16 protein-coding genes are annotated in these 16,310 nt (G+C 50.7%); 5 read left to right on the forward strand and 11 right to left on the reverse strand.

What is annotated here, in order from left to right:
- The 7 genes from AAF564_07515 to AAF564_07545 form a co-directional block, all read right to left on the reverse strand.
- Positions 1-787: hypothetical protein (locus tag AAF564_07515; protein MEM8485382.1), on the reverse strand; the 787-nt coding region annotated here is incomplete at its 3' end.
- Between the two features lie 182 nt (positions 788-969).
- Complete coding sequence (locus tag AAF564_07520; GenBank protein MEM8485383.1) at positions 970-2,223, reverse strand: site-2 protease family protein; 1,254 nt, start codon at positions 2,221-2,223, stop codon at positions 970-972.
- Positions 2,224-2,351: 128 nt separating this feature from the next.
- Positions 2,352-3,566: a pyridoxal phosphate-dependent aminotransferase gene (locus AAF564_07525; GenBank protein MEM8485384.1), complete on the reverse strand. Its 1,215-nt coding sequence runs from the start codon at positions 3,564-3,566 to the stop codon at positions 2,352-2,354.
- Positions 3,567-3,681: 115 nt separating this feature from the next.
- Entirely contained in the window at positions 3,682-4,155 is a 474-nt protein-coding gene (gene coaD / locus AAF564_07530) for a pantetheine-phosphate adenylyltransferase (protein MEM8485385.1), read from the reverse strand.
- Between the two features lie 51 nt (positions 4,156-4,206).
- Positions 4,207-4,740, reverse strand: a complete 534-nt coding sequence (gene rsmD, locus AAF564_07535) for a 16S rRNA (guanine(966)-N(2))-methyltransferase RsmD (protein ID MEM8485386.1) — start codon at positions 4,738-4,740, stop codon at positions 4,207-4,209.
- A 61-nt stretch (positions 4,741-4,801) separates the two neighbouring features.
- Complete coding sequence (locus AAF564_07540) at positions 4,802-5,725, reverse strand: hypothetical protein (GenBank protein ID MEM8485387.1); 924 nt, start codon at positions 5,723-5,725, stop codon at positions 4,802-4,804.
- Positions 5,726-5,798: 73 nt separating this feature from the next.
- The gene (locus AAF564_07545; GenBank protein MEM8485388.1) at positions 5,799-6,254 is read right to left on the reverse strand and encodes a hypothetical protein; all 456 of its coding nucleotides are present in this window, start codon (positions 6,252-6,254) and stop codon (positions 5,799-5,801) included.
- 334 nt (positions 6,255-6,588) lie between these two features.
- Here AAF564_07545 and AAF564_07550 point away from each other — a divergent pair, with 334 nt between their 5' ends.
- From AAF564_07550 to AAF564_07560, 3 genes are read left to right on the forward strand one after another with little or no spacing between them, the layout of a single operon-like run.
- Positions 6,589-7,311, forward strand: coding sequence for a pyridoxine 5'-phosphate synthase (locus AAF564_07550; protein MEM8485389.1), 723 nt, complete (start codon positions 6,589-6,591; stop codon positions 7,309-7,311).
- Positions 7,312-7,341: 30 nt separating this feature from the next.
- Entirely contained in the window at positions 7,342-8,244 is a 903-nt protein-coding gene (gene era, locus AAF564_07555; GenBank protein MEM8485390.1) for a GTPase Era, read from the forward strand.
- Between the two features lie 24 nt (positions 8,245-8,268).
- Positions 8,269-8,682 carry a nuclear transport factor 2 family protein gene (locus AAF564_07560; GenBank protein MEM8485391.1) on the forward strand — a complete coding sequence of 138 codons (414 nt, stop codon included), beginning with the start codon at positions 8,269-8,271 and terminating at the stop codon, positions 8,680-8,682.
- A gap of 90 nt (positions 8,683-8,772) precedes the next feature.
- Here the strand turns inward: AAF564_07560 and AAF564_07565 are convergent, their stop codons facing one another.
- On the reverse strand, positions 8,773-9,945 hold the full coding sequence (locus AAF564_07565) for a 4-phosphoerythronate dehydrogenase (GenBank protein ID MEM8485392.1): 1,173 nt from the start codon (positions 9,943-9,945) through the stop codon (positions 8,773-8,775).
- 355 nt (positions 9,946-10,300) lie between these two features.
- On the opposite strand from AAF564_07565, the gene AAF564_07570 reads away from it, so the two are divergent.
- Entirely contained in the window at positions 10,301-10,999 is a 699-nt protein-coding gene (locus AAF564_07570; GenBank protein ID MEM8485393.1) for a hypothetical protein, read from the forward strand.
- A gap of 141 nt (positions 11,000-11,140) precedes the next feature.
- Here the strand turns inward: AAF564_07570 and AAF564_07575 are convergent, their stop codons facing one another.
- Entirely contained in the window at positions 11,141-11,773 is a 633-nt protein-coding gene (locus AAF564_07575; protein ID MEM8485394.1) for an outer membrane beta-barrel protein, read from the reverse strand.
- A 280-nt stretch (positions 11,774-12,053) separates the two neighbouring features.
- Here AAF564_07575 and bshA point away from each other — a divergent pair, with 280 nt between their 5' ends.
- A complete protein-coding gene (gene bshA, locus AAF564_07580; protein MEM8485395.1) occupies positions 12,054-13,238 on the forward strand; it encodes an N-acetyl-alpha-D-glucosaminyl L-malate synthase BshA in 1,185 nt (394 codons plus the stop codon).
- 78 nt (positions 13,239-13,316) lie between these two features.
- Here the strand turns inward: bshA and AAF564_07585 are convergent, their stop codons facing one another.
- Both AAF564_07585 and AAF564_07590 read right to left on the reverse strand, forming a co-directional pair.
- Positions 13,317-15,533 carry a molybdopterin cofactor-binding domain-containing protein gene (locus AAF564_07585; GenBank protein ID MEM8485396.1) on the reverse strand — a complete coding sequence of 739 codons (2,217 nt, stop codon included), beginning with the start codon at positions 15,531-15,533 and terminating at the stop codon, positions 13,317-13,319.
- Between the two features lie 36 nt (positions 15,534-15,569).
- Positions 15,570-16,031, reverse strand: coding sequence for a (2Fe-2S)-binding protein (locus AAF564_07590; protein MEM8485397.1), 462 nt, complete (start codon positions 16,029-16,031; stop codon positions 15,570-15,572).
- Between the last annotated feature and the right edge of the window lie 279 nt (positions 16,032-16,310).

Consider the following 16,310-nt stretch of genomic DNA (forward strand, 5'->3'; position numbering starts at 1 on the left):
CGCTTCGCAGGCCAGAACGATCGGTAGCCTGGAACGCGATGGTGTTCACGCCGGGTGCATTGGAACTGGAAATTTGGACGGTGGCTGTAAATCGGCCGTCGCCGGCAACTTCATCATCCCCTCCTGCGCCGTCGTCAAAAAGTCCAAATGTGGCCTGTGGGTTGATTACGTTCCAGGCAAGCACAGAAGCGACGTTTGCCACACCCTGCGGGTCTGAGACCGTAGCAATCAATTGGAACGCTGTTGTGCCTTCAGCAGGGCGCGTCACTGTAGCCGGCGCTTCGATAGCTTCAATCACCGGCGGATCCTGGACATTCAGCAGGGTAAAGGTGCCCAAAACCCGGTTGCTGAGCGTGCCGGCATTATCAACCGCATAGAGCTCAAGGGTGTAATCACCCGTCTCGCCTTCGTTAAGCTCCTGGGTATAGTTGAGTACGTAGGTGCCGTCTACTTGCGGCTCCATTTCAACATTGGTAAGCGGATCGCTGCCAACCGTCGGCGGGCGCAATACAAAGCGAACGGATGAAACGGTACCATCGGGGTCTGCTGCCTCTGCTGAAATGCTGAAGTCAACCCTTGCCGTTCCGTTTACCACGGAGCCAGCGGGTGCAGTACCAAGATCGAGTTGCCTCGGGGAATAAGAAAGGTTGGAGACTTCAGGGGGCCGGCTTAACGCATCGGTTTGCTCGGGAAGCGAATCACATCCCGCAGCAAAAACCAGAAGAAGGCCCAATACAAGCGGGGCGGACATCCCTTTGCCGCGTCGCTTGCCAGTATTGAAAAACATGGGTAAACCTGTGTTCACTACAACAAAAAAATCCTAATGTATAATCTCAAAACAGTAGCAAACTGCGGTCATACCGTGTCCATTTGTGAGAAGAAATCTGAAGCGCGATTGGTTGCGAATTCATACGGCAGTTTCAAAAAGAAGATCCAGCACACATACGGCGCCAGTTGCCCGCAATCCCTTTAAATCACGCGCAACGGTGCAAAACTAAAGCAAAGCAGGAAAATCACAATGCTAAGGATCGCCAAAGCTTTTCTGCCGGGTGTCAGGGTTTGTGGCTGAAGTACGGGAGGGTGCTCAACCTTGATCAGATAAATAATTAGCAAGCACCATATAAACCAGCCGGCATATCCAAAGCTGCTGAACAATGCTTTGTCGTACTGCGCCCACACCGTTACAGAAATAATGCCAAGCAATAGCGGCGCGATAAGTCGATGATTACCCTTGAATACGCGGGAAAGGTAGAAATACAGGATACCAGAAAGAATAAACCACCCGAGCCGGCCGGCAACTTCGCTCATTGCAAACAACGAAGGGAAAAAGTCCTCAACAAACCCAATGGATCCCGAGACCAACAACAGCACGATAAACCCGCGGGCAAGCCTGGTATGCCATTTATGTCCTACGAGGGAAAACAGGATATGTCCGCCATCGAGTTGTCCAACGGGCAACAGGTTCAGTGCGGTAAAGAACAGGCCCATCCACCCGGCAAACAGGATCGGATAGTGGTACATTTCGTCCATTGGCGGCACATTGTCGAAAAGCTGTGTCAGCATCCAATAGAGGGGAGTCTGCCCTACCAAGATGGTAAAACTGTTGCCATCCGGCGGTGTAAGGTCCATTGACCGCCGGGGATAGGTGCCAAATTGCTGCACGTAGTTTTTGAGTTCTTCGTGCCCATCCAGATCCATGATATAACTGGGATCTGGCAATGTAGCCAGCGCATAGAGCAAGAGACCAAGCGCAACGACAAAGCCGGCAATGGGCCCCCCGACACCAATATCAAATAATTTGCGTGTGGTTGGAATGGGTTCGCGAATCCGAATAACGGCGCCCAAGGTCCCAAGCCCAAGTGTCAGCGTTGGGATATAGAAGGGTAAAGAGGTGCGGATGCCATGGTAGCGGGCAGCAAAGTAATGCCCAAATTCGTGTACCGTAAGAAACAGCAGCAGAGAGCCGCCAAAGCGAAAGCCATCCAGTAAAAAGGCCCGATCGAGCAGAAGCGTCCATGGGCTTGTCGGATCTCCCGTTACGTAGAGCGCAGAGCGCCCAACCCACTGACCGCCAGCGATGACCGTAGAAACCAGCGTTAGTATAAACAACAACGCATGCAGCCAATAACGATCGCGAGGCTCTGCATCTGCAGATTTGCCGGACACGCTCCGGGCCGTACGCTCAGCTCGTACGGGATTCAGCGATGTTGGATTGGGTTCCAAGGGATTCCTGCTCTCCTGAATTCTGGGTTAACGCTTACAAACAAAGGCCGGCTTGCTAAAAACAGCAAACAGGGGCATGCCCCTGCTGTGTACTATTGGCTAAAAACATGTAAAGCCGGCTTCGCAAATCACCGTAACGCTTCAAGACCTTTTTTGATGCGACGCATCGCTTCTTCAAGGTCGGCTTGCGCTGCAGCGTAAGAAATACGGAGGCCATTGGGAGCACCAAACGCATGCCCTGGCACCAGGGCGACGTTGTGTTCTTCGAGCAAATAGAAACACAAATCCTGACTAGATTCGATTTTCTTGCCTTCAGGTGTTGATTTGCCGTAATACGCGGATACTTCGGGGAAAAGGTAAAACGCGCCTTCTGGTTTCGGACAGCGAATACCCGGAATTTGTAGCAACGCGTCTAACATGAAATCGCGCCGGCTCCTGAACGCATCGACCATCGGCTTCAGCTTGCTTTTATCCATCTGCAAAGCGGCTACGCCTGCGCGCTGGGTGATGCTGCAGGGTGCAGACGTGAACTGTCCCTGAATTTTGGAAGCTGCTTTTACAATGGGTTTTGGGCCGGCCATGTAGCCCAGCCGCCACCCCGTCATCGCAAATCCCTTTGAAAAACCATTCACGGTGATGGTCCGCTCTTTCATACCCGGCAAAGCCGCAAACGAGGTATGCCCGGCATCAAAAAGTACGTACTCATAAATCTCATCCGACAAAATGTAAACGTGCTCATGCCGGCGCATGACGTCTGCTATCGCCATCATTTCTTCGCGGCTATACACCGAACCCGTAGGATTTGAGGGCGAGCAAAGAATAAATATCCGCGTATTGGGCGTGATGGCAGCTTCGAGGGCGGCAGCGTCAACGCGGTAATCCTGGTCAACACCCGTAGGTAGCGCTACAGGCTTTGCGCCGGCAAAGCGCGTCATTTCGGGGTAACTTACCCAGTAAGGTGCAGGAATCAACACTTCATCGCCGGGCCGGCACAGCACAGAGATGGCCAGTGCTACAGACTGCTTTGCACCATTTGAACAAAGAATCTGGTCGAGTCCGTAATCGAGCCCGTTATCCCGCTTCAGCTTTTTCTGGATTTCTTCCCGCAATTCGGGCATCCCCATATTTTGGGTATAATGGGTGAAGCCTTCTTCAATGGCCTGCTGGCCACCCTGAGAAATTTCTGCGGGCGTCGCAAAATCGGGCTCGCCAGCACTAAGGCTGATTACAGGTTTTCCCTGCCGGCGCAACTCCATGGCGCGGCCGGTCATCGCGAGGGTTGCAGAGGGCTGCATTGATGCAACGCGGGGATTCACTTCTACGGACAAAGTAGCTTCAGACATGCTAGAAACGGGTTTTAAGGTACAGTAACAAAAGCGGCTGGTCAGGCATGTGTAAATGCATCACCGTAAAATGCCCCAGCTTCGTCTCCTGAACTCAGTACTTGCGTTTTTGATCTCACATTTTTGAACGAAGCGCTTCCAAAATTGGCGGAGGCACAAATGAAGAAACATCCCCTCCCCAACGATGCACATCACGAACAATTGTTGAGCTGATCAATCCGTATTCCTGCGCCGGCAGCAAAAACACAGTCTCAAGCCCCGGATTTAGTTTTCGATTGGCATCAGCCATCGGCCGCTCGTACTCAAAATCACTCACCTGGCGCAATCCTCGTAGTAAGGCGACAGCATTCCGCTCGCGCGCATGATCCGCGATCAAGCCTTTAAAACTGTGTACCGAAACCCGATCCAGGTGTGCAACACAGGCCTCGATAAGCTGGCAGCGTTCCTCTGGATCAAAGAGTGCCTTTTTGGAGGAATTCACTGCAACCGTGACCTCAATTCGGTCGAAAATACTGAGGCCACGTTCGAGCAGATCGAGGTGTCCGAGGGTGAAGGGATCAAAAGAACCAGGAAAAAGAGCTACACGCATTGCTTCAGCTTGGTTGAGACTTGCGAGAAACGGGTCTGCGCAAAAGGGCTGTTACTTTTGAAAAATAGAGACAGTGGTCCGTCCGTACGACTTTACCCGCACTACCCGGTCATCGTCTTCAAAATTGTGTTGCTGATCGTGTTCGAGCGAAAACATGCCGCCCGGCTTGAGCAAAGGCCAAACACGATCGGGCAAACGCTCTATGCCGTCCAGCGCATACGGGGGATCGGCAAAAACAATATCAAACGGCTCACCGTGGTAAGATCGCAAAAAACTGGCAACTTCCGTTTGGTAGAATACCGTGGCCTCGTCAACACCCAGGGTCGTAGCGTTTTCGCGGCATATTTTCATCACCCGGCTGTTCGATTCGACAAAATAGACGAGATTTGCGCCCCTGCTAATGGCTTCGAGACCAAGCGAACCGGTGCCAGCAAATAAATCCAGGATCTGGATATCTTCAAAATCTATTCGGCTGGTGAGCAGGTTGAAAAGCGATTCGCGCGTACGATCCGTTGTTGGTCGCGTCAGGTGCCCTTTGGGGGCTTTTAAGGTTCTGCTCCGTAACGAGCCGGCTATGATACGCATAGGTGGTAAGCGATCAATCAGACAAGAGACAATGCGATGTAGTTGAGCGGCGGTCCCGCTGCTACATCGCGATCCCAATGCAGGGTGCGTACGCTTCTGCGGTAAAATGCATACCCGGACCTTTACGGTCGAGGGAGACAATTTCCATGGGATTCAGCACTTCGGGTGTTTTTTTAAAGATCTCCTGCAATACTGAGAACACCTCAGCATCGATATCTTCGCCATAGATGTAAAGTTGCCCCACAGCGGCACGGTCGATATTGAGCCGGCGCAACAGGGAAAGCGCGAAATAGACGCTATCTGTAGGCGTACTGGTATCGGTGTAGTGGCTGTAATTCCAGGCAAAGTCCTGACACAACACGTACTCAATGTGGGTTTTATAGTAGCCAATGGCGAGGGCATAAGGTGCATCAGCCCCAGCAATCATGTTCTCATTGCGTGCCATGGCTTCAATCGCATTGGCGGTACCCCGCGTACTCAAATTGAACCGAAAATGGTCGTGCGGTAAGGCAGATAAAATATCGTTCAACTGACCATGGATGCGCTCGTGAACGCCAAGGACATGAAACCACTCCACAACCCGACCATTGTCGAGTTTTTCCGTGCGCACAACATCTGCAGTCAGATGCAAGGGCAACGGAGGTGTGGTCGAGGTAAGCAAGGTGGCTTCTTCCTGGAGGCGCCATTTGCGCTCATCCTCGGTAAGGTCCACATAGAGCGGGGTAAAGAAAGAAAAGCAGTTGCTGGGGTGAAACACAACGTTCAGTTCCGTAGCGACAGATTCCGAAAAAACGTCGTTTAGGGCTTCGGTGAGTGTTTCGAGTTGGGCTGGCTGCGCCCCCTCAGAGAGGGAACGCGCCATATTAAAATCAAACTCGCAGCTACCCAGCTTCAACAATTTATAGTCAGAACCATTCCGTTCGACTTCAGCATAGCGCAGCGTCGACTCATACAGGTCAACGCCGGCCCGCACAAAAGCTCCCATAGGGTATCCTCTGCTCCCTTCTTGTCACGTCCAGATTACTGACCCGGGAGCCACCTGAATGTACGAGGGATTATTATTCCCAACTGGCTGCATTGAGCAGCGTCACATCCGACAATAAAGTGCCAATTGAGTCGTCAGAATCCGGGTCTGCCAACAAATATGTTTTGACGCGGGATGTGTCGTTCGTTGAGTATGTAAACATCTTGCCGGTACGCGGCGAGTAAATCAGCGAATCGAGATTGAGTTCCATACCGAGTACGCTATCTCGCTTCATGCTAAAGACGGAATCCATCTTGGCAAAAAGCGCCAGCGAGTCGATTGTTGAAGGAAAACGCTCGTATTGTGATTCATACTGAATAGCAACCTGGCGCACCTGGTCCATACGTGCGCGGGTCAGTTCAGTCAATTCTTGTTGCCGTTCAATTTCTTCATACGGCTCTGTAATAGAGAGGTACAAGAAATACGACAATGCTGCGATCAAGACCCATAAAAGAATCTGAAGGCCTGTACGAAGGCTACCTGAAGCCATAATTCGATTTACTCCGGGTGGGTTTTGGTGGTACGGTAATTCGTTTTAACGCGTCGCGTGGGTGATAACGCCCCTGGTTGCGACGGATAATTGCATTTAAATGCTGGTGCGCACTCAAATGCATGTATTCTCGGGGTCCTACAAGAATATGAGCGTTGAAAATACTGGCCCTTCCTTCTAAATGCAACTCCCCTCGCGTGGGATGCGCGGTTAATTGACAAAACAAAGGTGAACCATGTGAAGTTTGAGGCTCATACCTGCGTGTGGTATAAAAAAAGACCACTTAGCTTTAAGATAGTTGCCCTGCCCGAAAATGAACACATCCACCAAAAAAATCACCCGTTTATTAATAAACATTGACCATGTGGCAACCTTGCGCAATGCACGCCGGGAGGCCTTTCCTGACCCGGTTCACGCTGCTGTACTCGCTGAAACGGCCGGCGCAGACGGGATTGTTTTCCACCATCGCGTGGATGAGCGGCACATCAATGAACGCGATGTGCGAATACTCAAAGAGGTTGTCAAGACGAAACTGGATTTTGAACTCTCCATGAATGAGGGGATCATTGCGCTTTGCTGTGAGATCCAGCCCCCATTGGCGACACTTGTCCCTGAAAAAAGGGAAGAAGTGACCACTGAAAGCGGGTTAGACATTATTAAACACAAATCGCGGATCAAAGCGGTTACCGCACAGTTGTTCGACGCCGGCATAGAGGAAGTAGCCCTTTTTGTCGACCCTGACCCTGCACAAATCGAAGCGGTTGCGGCAACGGGGGCAAACTGTATTGAATTGCACACGGGTGAATACGCTGTAGCTGCCTCCCATGCAGAACGGATGCGCCAAATCGAACGGTTGGCCGCTGCCGCAACGCAGGCGCATGCTATGGGCATTACCGTCCATGCCGGCCACGGACTCGATTACAGCAACTATGCCCTGTTCAAACAACACGTACCGTACATCAGCGAAGTGTCGATTGGTTTTGCGGTTATTGCCCGTGCCATGTTTATTGGTTTCGAACAGGCCGTACGCGAAATGTTACAAATTGTTAAAAACTGAATTTTTCAGGCGAATAAAATCAAACCCGTTTTGAGCAAGAATACCGAAATCCCCTCTCCCCACCGTAGCGGATATATCGCGCTGATCGGCAAACCCAATGTGGGTAAAAGCACGCTGATTAACGCATTGGTTGGGCAAAAAATGTCGATTGTTACCTCTAAACCGCAAACGACGCGGCACCGGGTACTCGGTATACATTCTACGGATGACTACCAGGCTATTTTCCTGGATACCCCCGGCGTATTGGAGCCCAAATACAAGCTGCACGCAGCCATGATGCGCAACGTCCACAGCGCGGCTGATGATGCAGATGTCATCTTAATGATTGTCGATGTACGCGATGACCCTAAAGACGTTATGGACCTGGGTGTTCTCAAAGGTAAGCCCGTCTTTCTTGTCATCAACAAAATTGACCTGATTCCAGAGAAAGAGGCGCTGCCTCTGGCTGAAGCGTACGCCGAGATGTACAATTTTGAAGGAATTATCCCTATTTCGGCGCTAAAAGGCGCCAACCTGGATCGGCTCAAATCACTCTTTCTCACCTACCTGCCGGCCGGCCCTCCCTTTTACCCCAAAGAAATGATCAGCGAGCACCCGGTGCGCTTCTTTGTTGCAGAAATTATCCGGGAGAAGATCTTTGAGTTTTACAGCAAAGAAATCCCTTATTCAACCCAGGTTAATATTACAGTATACAAGGAGCGGGAAAAGAAAAAGGACCTGATCGACGCTGAAATTGTTGTCGAACGCAATTCACAAAAAGGCATCCTGATCGGCAAAGGCGGAAGTGCGCTGAAACGCGTTGGCTCTGCGGCGCGCAAAGACATCGAAGCCCTCATAGACCGGGAAATCTTTCTACAACTCCACGTGAAGGTCCGCGAAGGCTGGCGAAATCATGACAATTTGCTCAAGTCTTTTGGGTACGGCAAACAATAGAACAGACCAAATCACACTGCTTTTATGGCCATTTCTTTTGAAACTGAACAGGAGCGCGAGGTCTGGGGCGTAATCAACGCAATCAATGAAGCCTGGGTAAATGATCGGGCCGAGCAAGTTGCGTTGCACTTGCACCCTGATTGTGTAATGACGTCTCCAGACTTTGATCAATACCTGCGCGGCAAGCAAGCCGTGGTAGACAGCTACATCGCCTACACAAAAATGGCACGCACCCTCGCGTTTGGTATCGCCAACGCAAGCGTCGACATTTTTGGCGATATGGCCATGGTCAATACTACGTTTGTTATGACCTACCAACTCGAAGGGAAAACCTACCAGAGTTCCGGACGCGATATCTGGACCCTGAAGCACGCAAACAACCGCTGGTACGGTATCTGGCGCTCACTGGCAGATATGCAGGAGGAGGCGTCCGGTTAAGGCATCCTAAACCCTTCGATGCGGACTTTCTATATCGAATTCACCTCTCTCAAGGGGCAAATTTGTGACGTCCTGTTACGATGTCGAGCGCTATGGTTGCATGTACAACCCCTTTTCCAACCTCCTGCGCGCCACCTCCGGCAACGCGGCTGATGCGTCAAAATGATGAAGCCGAAACGTACGCCGGCGTGGATACCCTTTGCGAGAAGCCAGAAAAAACGCGCCCTGCTCCACTTTCGGCAAACTCAATAATGCCCGGAAAGCAGCATCATCAGCCCGGATATCGTACATCTGCCTGATCACATTCAGCATCCACGCTTCGTCGTCAACGGGCACGGCCGGCATCTCCAACAAGAGTTGATCTTCTGCTGTCGGCTGGAGGATACTGGCTGGCTCCCAGCCGCCATCAACCCCATAGTGCGCGGTAAACGCCTCGTAAATCTGAATGGTACCGTTGACCTTGCCCTCATAAGAATGTCCTGCGATGTGCGGCGTCCCGATATCGACCAGCGATAGCAACTCCGTATCAATTTCGGGTTCGTATTCCCATACATCGAGAATAACTGCACCCAGGTGGCCGGCTTTAAGCACGGATTTCAACGCCTCATTGGATACGATAGCACCCCGAGCTGCATTAACCAGCCAGGCATCGGGCTTCATTTGCAGCAAACGCGCTTTGTCTAACAAGTGATGCGTTGCGTGCGCGCCGGTTTTGGTAAGCGGTGTATGCGTGGTAACAATGTCTGATTGCGCAAGCAGGGTGTCGAGTGAAACCACGGGAAACGGGTGTGTATGGCCTGGTTTATTGCCAAACTGAGGGGGATCGTTCACCAGTATCTGCATCCCCAGTGCCGGCAGGCGTTTTGCCAGACGGCCACCGATGCTGCCGGCGCCAACAATGCCAACCGTTTTCCCTTTCAAGGTGGTCTTTTGGCGCGCAGCAACCTCGTAGAGGGCTGCCAACACGTATTCAACAACAGATTCTGCATTACACGCCGGCGCGTGGTAAAACGGTACGTTACGCGACACCAGATAGGCTTTGTCTACATGATCAGTGCCTACCGTGGCAGAAGCCACAAATTGCACAGGGGTACCGGCAAGTAACGCATGGTCGACCCGGGTACCACTGCGAATAAGCAAAATGTCTATATAGTTTAGATCCTTAGCGGTAAGTCGATTCCCTTTACATAACGTAATATTTCCAAGATTCCCGAAAGCATCGGTTGCAAACAGAATCTTTTCTTCAGACAGGATATTAAACATATATATTACATATATTCATGTTAAGAATTGTTTTTGATTAGCAACTGGCCATTTAAGAATCCGAAATGGTTTGGCGATATCAAGCCTTTGTAAAAGCCCGCCTGTTCTTTGTTCAAAAGATATTCATTGAATTCGAAAGTAATTGACTTGACTCCCACCTTGAGACTCGGCTTGAGCCTCAAGCTAGTGAAACAAGCTCCCTAATCTTTCGTTAAGCAGGCTTTCTGAAAAATCGGCATGATATGTGCCATCAAAACTGCTTCATCGCAAATTGTTTGCAAGACCTGTCAAAACGGCATAAAAGCGACAATTTCGATGACTGAAGATGCCCTCAGAAACTTCCCAGTGCAATACCTTGCGTAACCTAGAAATAGATAAAACGCGTACCATCATCTTCACTGCAACGCTTGCTTTGTTGGTGTTAGGCTCAACGGGTGCATTTACCCAATTGATGCCAGAAAATGCAGAGCCAATGTTTGCAACGTCTGTAGAAGGCGTCGCAACCGACTCCCTGACAGCACCTGCTGACTCTGTATTTCAGGTAACGTTTGCAAGTACAAAAGAAGAAATCCAGTTGCGGCCTTACCAGTTGCCGCTTATTCCGGCTTCTTCTATAGATTCAGAAACCCTTTGGCTCGCCCGCTGCATTTACTCTGAAACCAATCGCCCTGAAGAACAGGAGCTGATTGCATGGGTAGTGCGCAACCGCGTAGAATCTACGTACAGAGGCAAAACAACGTACCGCAGGGTTGTACTCGACCCTTATCAGTTTAGCGCTTTTAACGCTGACTCGCCTAAATCGAGCTATTACCGTTCATTGATGCCATCACACAACCAGGATGGCTGGCAACGTGCGCTTACGATTGCCTACTATGTGCGTCTCGCACGGCCTGATTACCGGCCATTCTCTGCTGAGACCCTGCACTTTTACAGTGAACAGTCTATGGTTGGCCGCAAAAAACCCGCGTGGGCCTACGGCAGCCAACCAATTCAGACGCCTGAGCGTTACGCGCTCGACGAACGTCGCTTCCGGTTCTATGAGGGCATTTCCTAGCAGATCACTTACACTGGTCTGAGGCAACCTCACAAAATCAAAACGGGTTTCAGGAGCTATCCTGAAACCCGTTTTCTATTTTGGTCTGCTACCAATCCGTAATCAATGACGGACCCTGTAAGGCAGTACCTCGAACGTAAGCTACAACCCTACCCCGAGGCGTAACATCACGCCGTTCAGGAGTTGGGTATCAGTTGTTGAGAACGTACGGCCGGCTATCTGAAACTCACTGCCTGTAAACTCAGACAAACCAAATGTGTATTTCATTTCCGGGTAGAGCATAAACAAACCCATATCCAACTCGATACCAAACCCAAAGCCCCCGGCTACACTTACATTGTTCATCCCCTCAATTTCGTCGCGCGACCCCGATGGAAAGCGCAGCACTGGCCCGACCGTTATAAACGGGGTAAGAATCTCCATATTGAACCTGAAACGGAAATCAAGTGGGATTTCAAACAGGTTAATATTGAAGTTGTCGCGGAAGTTGGGATCTGCATCGTTGGCAAATTCAAAAATACTGCCGGCAGACATATAGCGCAGACCCGGCCGCAGGGCAAGTCCACCGATAGGCAGATCAAACCACAACTCAGCATGCCAACCAGCGGCATTTTCAAAGCTGGAGAGTCCGCCTCCCAGATCTACATCTGTGAGTTTGTTGAAATTATATCCTGCAGAAAACCCGATCTGGGCTTGAGCGATGGGCGTTGTGCAGAGGCCGAAGCCTACAAAAGCCAGTACGAGTACGGCTAATTTGCTGTGTTGCTTATTCATACGATATGCGGCCCGCGGGCCTTGTGTTAAGAAAAATACTGGGCAGGGAAGGTTGCAACCTGATTTTTACTGACGAGTTCTCACAGTGTTCACCCACCCAATTTATGGTTGACTATACAAGTTTGCGCATTGCAAGCTCGTTTGAAACCTCTCCAAAGAGGCAATTTCGCGCAAGTGTCCAGACTGCATAACGCAGGGTAGACCAGCTTTGTTACTGACAGCCAATCGGTTGCCAAGACCCGGCATAAGCCTGCTTCCACCTACATATTCTAACGACAATATGAAAATCGGCATTACTTGTTACCCCGTGTACGGCGGTAGCGGTGTTGTAGCTACTGAACTGGGCATTGCGTTGGCAGCTCGAGGCCATGAAATCCATTTCATTTCTTATGCACTACCCTTCAGGCTAGGTAAGTTAACCCCTAACATTTTCTTCCACGAAGTAGCCGTTTCATCTTATCCATTATTTGAATATCCCCCGTATGCGCTCACACTAACGAGCAAAATGGCGGATATTGCAAAACACGAGCAACTGGACCTGCTCCACGTTCATTACGCAATTCCTCATGCAACCAGTGCCGTATTGGCGCGACAGATTCTCGCGGAACAGGGTATTAATATTCCTGTCGTCACAACCTTGCACGGTACTGATATAACCCTGGTTGGCAGAGACCCTTCTTTTGAACCTGTAGTAACTTATTCCATGAATCAATCGGACGGCATCACGGCTGTTTCTGATTATTTACGCCAGGAAACCATCAATCATTTTGATATCAAGCGGGATATTAAAGTCATTCCAAACTTTATTGATACAGAGCGATTCCAGCGGCTGGATACCTCGACACTCAAGCAAGAACTCTGCCCGAAATGCGAGAAAGTGCTGGTGCATGTATCAAACTTTCGACCCATCAAAAATACCCTGCACGTTGTGGAGATCTTCCACAAGCTGCGGCAAGCCGGATTGTCTCTGAAGCTGTTGCTTGTTGGCGATGGCCCCGACCGGATGCCGGCTGAACGATTGGCCCGCAAACTGGGGATCTACAATGAGATTCGGTTTATGGGAAAACAGGATGCGGTTGAGGAGATTCTGTCTATCGCCGACGTTTTCATCATCCCCAGTGGCTCTGAAACCTTTGGGCTCGCGGCCCTCGAAGCCATGGCTTGCGAAGTCCCCGTTGTTGCCAGCAATATTGGCGGCTTGCCTGAACTTGTTGAAGATGGCAAAACTGGATTCTTATGCCCGGAAGGCGACATTGACGCCTTTGCAGAAAAAACAAGAATGCTGATTGAAAACGACGATTTGCACCATAAAATGGGCAAAGCAGCACGCGAGGCTGCCGTTGAGAAGTTTGCGAATGAGCACATCATCCCGCAATATGAGCAATTCTATCAGCATGCCATAGCTCAAAAGCGCGGCACTCCTTCGAATGGCAGGCTTACCGATTACATAAAAACTGAACAGTAGTCCCCTTTTCATTAAAATGCACCAATAAAAAAGGCACAGCATATTTGCTGCGCCTTTTACTACTGTATTGCGTTTCGTTTATCCGACCGGGTCTTTGATTTCAAAGTACTCACGCTGAACGTTGAAAAATGGCTGTTTGTAGAGCCGCTTACCTGTTGCTTTTGCCAGCGCATTCGCAAGCGCTGCAGCTACGGGAGGCAAGGAAGGCTCACCCAGCCCGGTTGGATCTATGCCGTTATCGACAAAGAACGTTTCAATCTCTTTCGGGGCCTGCGGATTTCTGATTAACTTGTAACGATTGAAGTTATTTTGATCAGGCGCACCATCTTCGAACGACATCGCGCTGTACATGGCGTGTCCGATGCCATCCACAATGCCACCCTCGATCTGATTGAGCGCACTGCCGGGATTAATAACGATTCCGCAGTCGACAGCACACCAAACTTTGTGTACCTTCGGCATGTTGTCTGCGATCACAACGTCGGCAATTTGCGCCACATACGAATTGTGACAAAAGTAAGCTGACACACCCCGATAAACACCAGGCGTATCAGCACCCCAGTTAGCTTTTTCCTTGATCAGGCGCAGCACACCGGCATACCGGGCCGCATCATAATCATTTCTCTCGCCAACAGGATTTGCAATGGCACGCTCAAAGAGGGCCAACCGGAAATCAATAGGATCTTTCCCAGCTGCTTCAGCAACTTCATCCAAGAACATCTGCTCAGCCCCTGCAATAAAGTTCGACCGCGGCGCACGCCAGGCGCCCGTTGAGACGTCAGATTCAAGCGTAAAATTCTCTGCCAGGTAGTTGTCAACTGTACCGGCAGGGAATCGGTTGGCAAACACAGGGCTTCCATGGATGCCGGCGCCACGCACATGGAACCCAATCAATTTATTGTCTTCGTCGAGTGCCGCGCGGTACATAACCTGGTAAGCCGGCCGGTAGGTCCCCTGCGTCATGTCGTCTTCGCGGGTGTACACAAGTTTGACCGGTACGCCGGCTTTCTGGGAGATCATTGCGGCCTCCAGGCCGAAATCTCCACCATACAGCCGACGGCCAAAACCACCGCCCATCCGGGTCATGCCAATGGTAATCTGCTCTTCAGACATTCCCAATAGTTTCGAAACCGAACTGCGGAGAAATTCTGGTGTCTGAATTGGCCCGTGTAGCGTTGCATGATCCGCCGTTACGTCGGCGAAGAAGTTCATGGGCTCCATCGTATTGTGGGCCAGGAACGGCGCTGCATACGTACGCTCAACAATTTGTGCAGCATTTGCAAAAGCCGCCTCCGGATCACCATCACGTCGCGCCGGCTCGGTGGTGCCGTTTTGCAACAGATCTGTCAGGCCAGCTTCATGATCAGCAGAGCTTTCCAACGCCCCGGTTGCCTCCCACACCACGTTCAGCGCTTTTTTCGCTTTCATCACTTCCCAGGTAGAATTACCCAGAATTACAATTTTCTCAGGAAAAGCGTTGATATCCGACCATTGCGGCTCAAACCCTTCAGGCGCTACGTTAATCGTAAAGATGTCATGGATACCGGGCATCGCACGGGCTTCCGCATCATCAAGGGATTTCATTTTCATCCCAAACGCCGGCGCATGCTCGATCATTGCAATCAGCATACCCTCAGCTTTGTAATCGATGCCATACAGCGGCTCACCCTTGATAATTTTGACCGCGTCAACGTTTTTCTGGCTCGTCCCGATGATTTTAAAGTCTTTCGGGTCTTTCAGCACAACTTCTTCAGGCACCGCCATGCCGGCAGCAGCAGAAGCCACACTGCCATATCCAATGGTTCTACCACTGCCTTTGTGTGAGATCACCCCCGCCTCAGTGGTCAGCTCTGCAACAGGCACATCCCAAGCCTTTGCCGCCGCGTCCAGTAGCATGCGGCGTGCTGAAGCGCCGGCCATACGCAGGCCCTTCCAGCCTTGACGGATTGACTGGCTTCCCCCGGCAAGCTGCCGACGAAACTTACCCGTATCCAATCCAGCCTGTTCAACCACCACATTTTTCCAATCCACATCCAGCTCTTCCGCCACAATCATTGGCATCGCGGTTTTTACATTCTGCCCAATTTCCGGATTCGGGGACATGATGGTAACGATGCCATCGTCACTAATTTTCAAGAAAGCATTTACGTTGTGCCATGCAGAAACGCCGCTTGCCTGTGCAGCAGCTGGCGTTGCAGACCAATTGAAGCCCAGCATCATGCCACCGCCTGCAAGGGCAGACGCTTTCAAAAATGATCGTCTGTTTACGGTTGTTTTTAGTACTGTTGAATTCATTGTAGCCACGGTAGTGAATCTCTTTGCGTGATAAGATTAGCCCATTTTTCCAGCTGCATCCTTGATAGCTGCCCGGATGCGGACGTAGGTACCGCAGCGACAAATGTTGCCGTTCATTGCGTTTTCGATCTCCTGATCGGTTGGTTTGGGGTTCCTTGCCAGAAAAGCGGCAGCGTTCATGATCTGGCCGGCCTGACAATAGCCACATTGAGGCACATCGTGTTCAACCCAGGCTTCCTGGAGCGGATGATCACCCGCTTCAGACAGGCCTTCAATGGTTGTGATCGGCTTTTCACCAACAGCCGAAACCGGCACGGAGCAAGACCGAACCGCTACACCGTCCAGATGTACGGTACACGCCCCACATTGGGCAATTCCACACCCAAATTTGGTCCCCACCAAATCCAGATGGTCGCGCAAGACCCAGAGCATGGGCGTATCTGGCAAGACGTCAACCTGGAGGGTTTTGCCATTGACGTTGAGATTAAATGTAGCCATAGTGATTGGATGTTATAAAAGCGTTGCTCGAAAAAGTTAGCACGGAGTTTATTAAGGTAGTAAAGGCGCAGGAAAGCGGCAATTACAAGACCGATGAATATTGGCGAGGTTGCCGCTTAAAACGGATATTTTGGCAATTTGTATCAAGCAAAGAGATGGCATTTTGTGGGAGATCAAAAAACGGCAACGCACGTGTTGCAAAGGCGCTACGTAAACCGGTAGGTATCCTTTATTTACAAAGCAACTGACAACCAGTACTTTGCGTGTACGGAATCACAA

The organism is Bacteroidota bacterium (assembly GCA_039111535.1).
In the GTDB taxonomy this organism is placed as follows: Bacteria; Bacteroidota; Rhodothermia; order Rhodothermales; family JAHQVL01; genus JBCCIM01.

Excerpts from the sequence above, each read along its gene's own strand:
- coaD (MEM8485385.1), bottom strand. The coding sequence starts at position 4,155 with ATGCGTGTAGCTCTTTTTCCTGGTTCTTTTGATCCCTTCACCCTCGGA.
- rsmD (MEM8485386.1), bottom strand. The coding sequence starts at position 4,740 with ATGCGTATCATAGCCGGCTCGTTACGGAGCAGAACCTTAAAAGCCCCC.
- bshA (MEM8485395.1), top strand. The coding sequence starts at position 12,054 with ATGAAAATCGGCATTACTTGTTACCCCGTGTACGGCGGTAGCGGTGTT.
- AAF564_07560 (MEM8485391.1), top strand. The coding sequence starts at position 8,269 with ATGGCCATTTCTTTTGAAACTGAACAGGAGCGCGAGGTCTGGGGCGTA.
- AAF564_07575 (MEM8485394.1), bottom strand. The coding sequence starts at position 11,773 with ATGAATAAGCAACACAGCAAATTAGCCGTACTCGTACTGGCTTTTGTA.
- AAF564_07545 (MEM8485388.1), bottom strand. The coding sequence starts at position 6,254 with ATGGCTTCAGGTAGCCTTCGTACAGGCCTTCAGATTCTTTTATGGGTC.
- AAF564_07540 (MEM8485387.1), bottom strand. The coding sequence starts at position 5,725 with ATGGGAGCTTTTGTGCGGGCCGGCGTTGACCTGTATGAGTCGACGCTG.
- AAF564_07525 (MEM8485384.1), bottom strand. The coding sequence starts at position 3,566 with ATGTCTGAAGCTACTTTGTCCGTAGAAGTGAATCCCCGCGTTGCATCA.
- AAF564_07585 (MEM8485396.1), bottom strand. The coding sequence starts at position 15,533 with ATGAATTCAACAGTACTAAAAACAACCGTAAACAGACGATCATTTTTG.
- AAF564_07590 (MEM8485397.1), bottom strand. The coding sequence starts at position 16,031 with ATGGCTACATTTAATCTCAACGTCAATGGCAAAACCCTCCAGGTTGAC.
- AAF564_07565 (MEM8485392.1), bottom strand. The coding sequence starts at position 9,945 with ATGTTTAATATCCTGTCTGAAGAAAAGATTCTGTTTGCAACCGATGCT.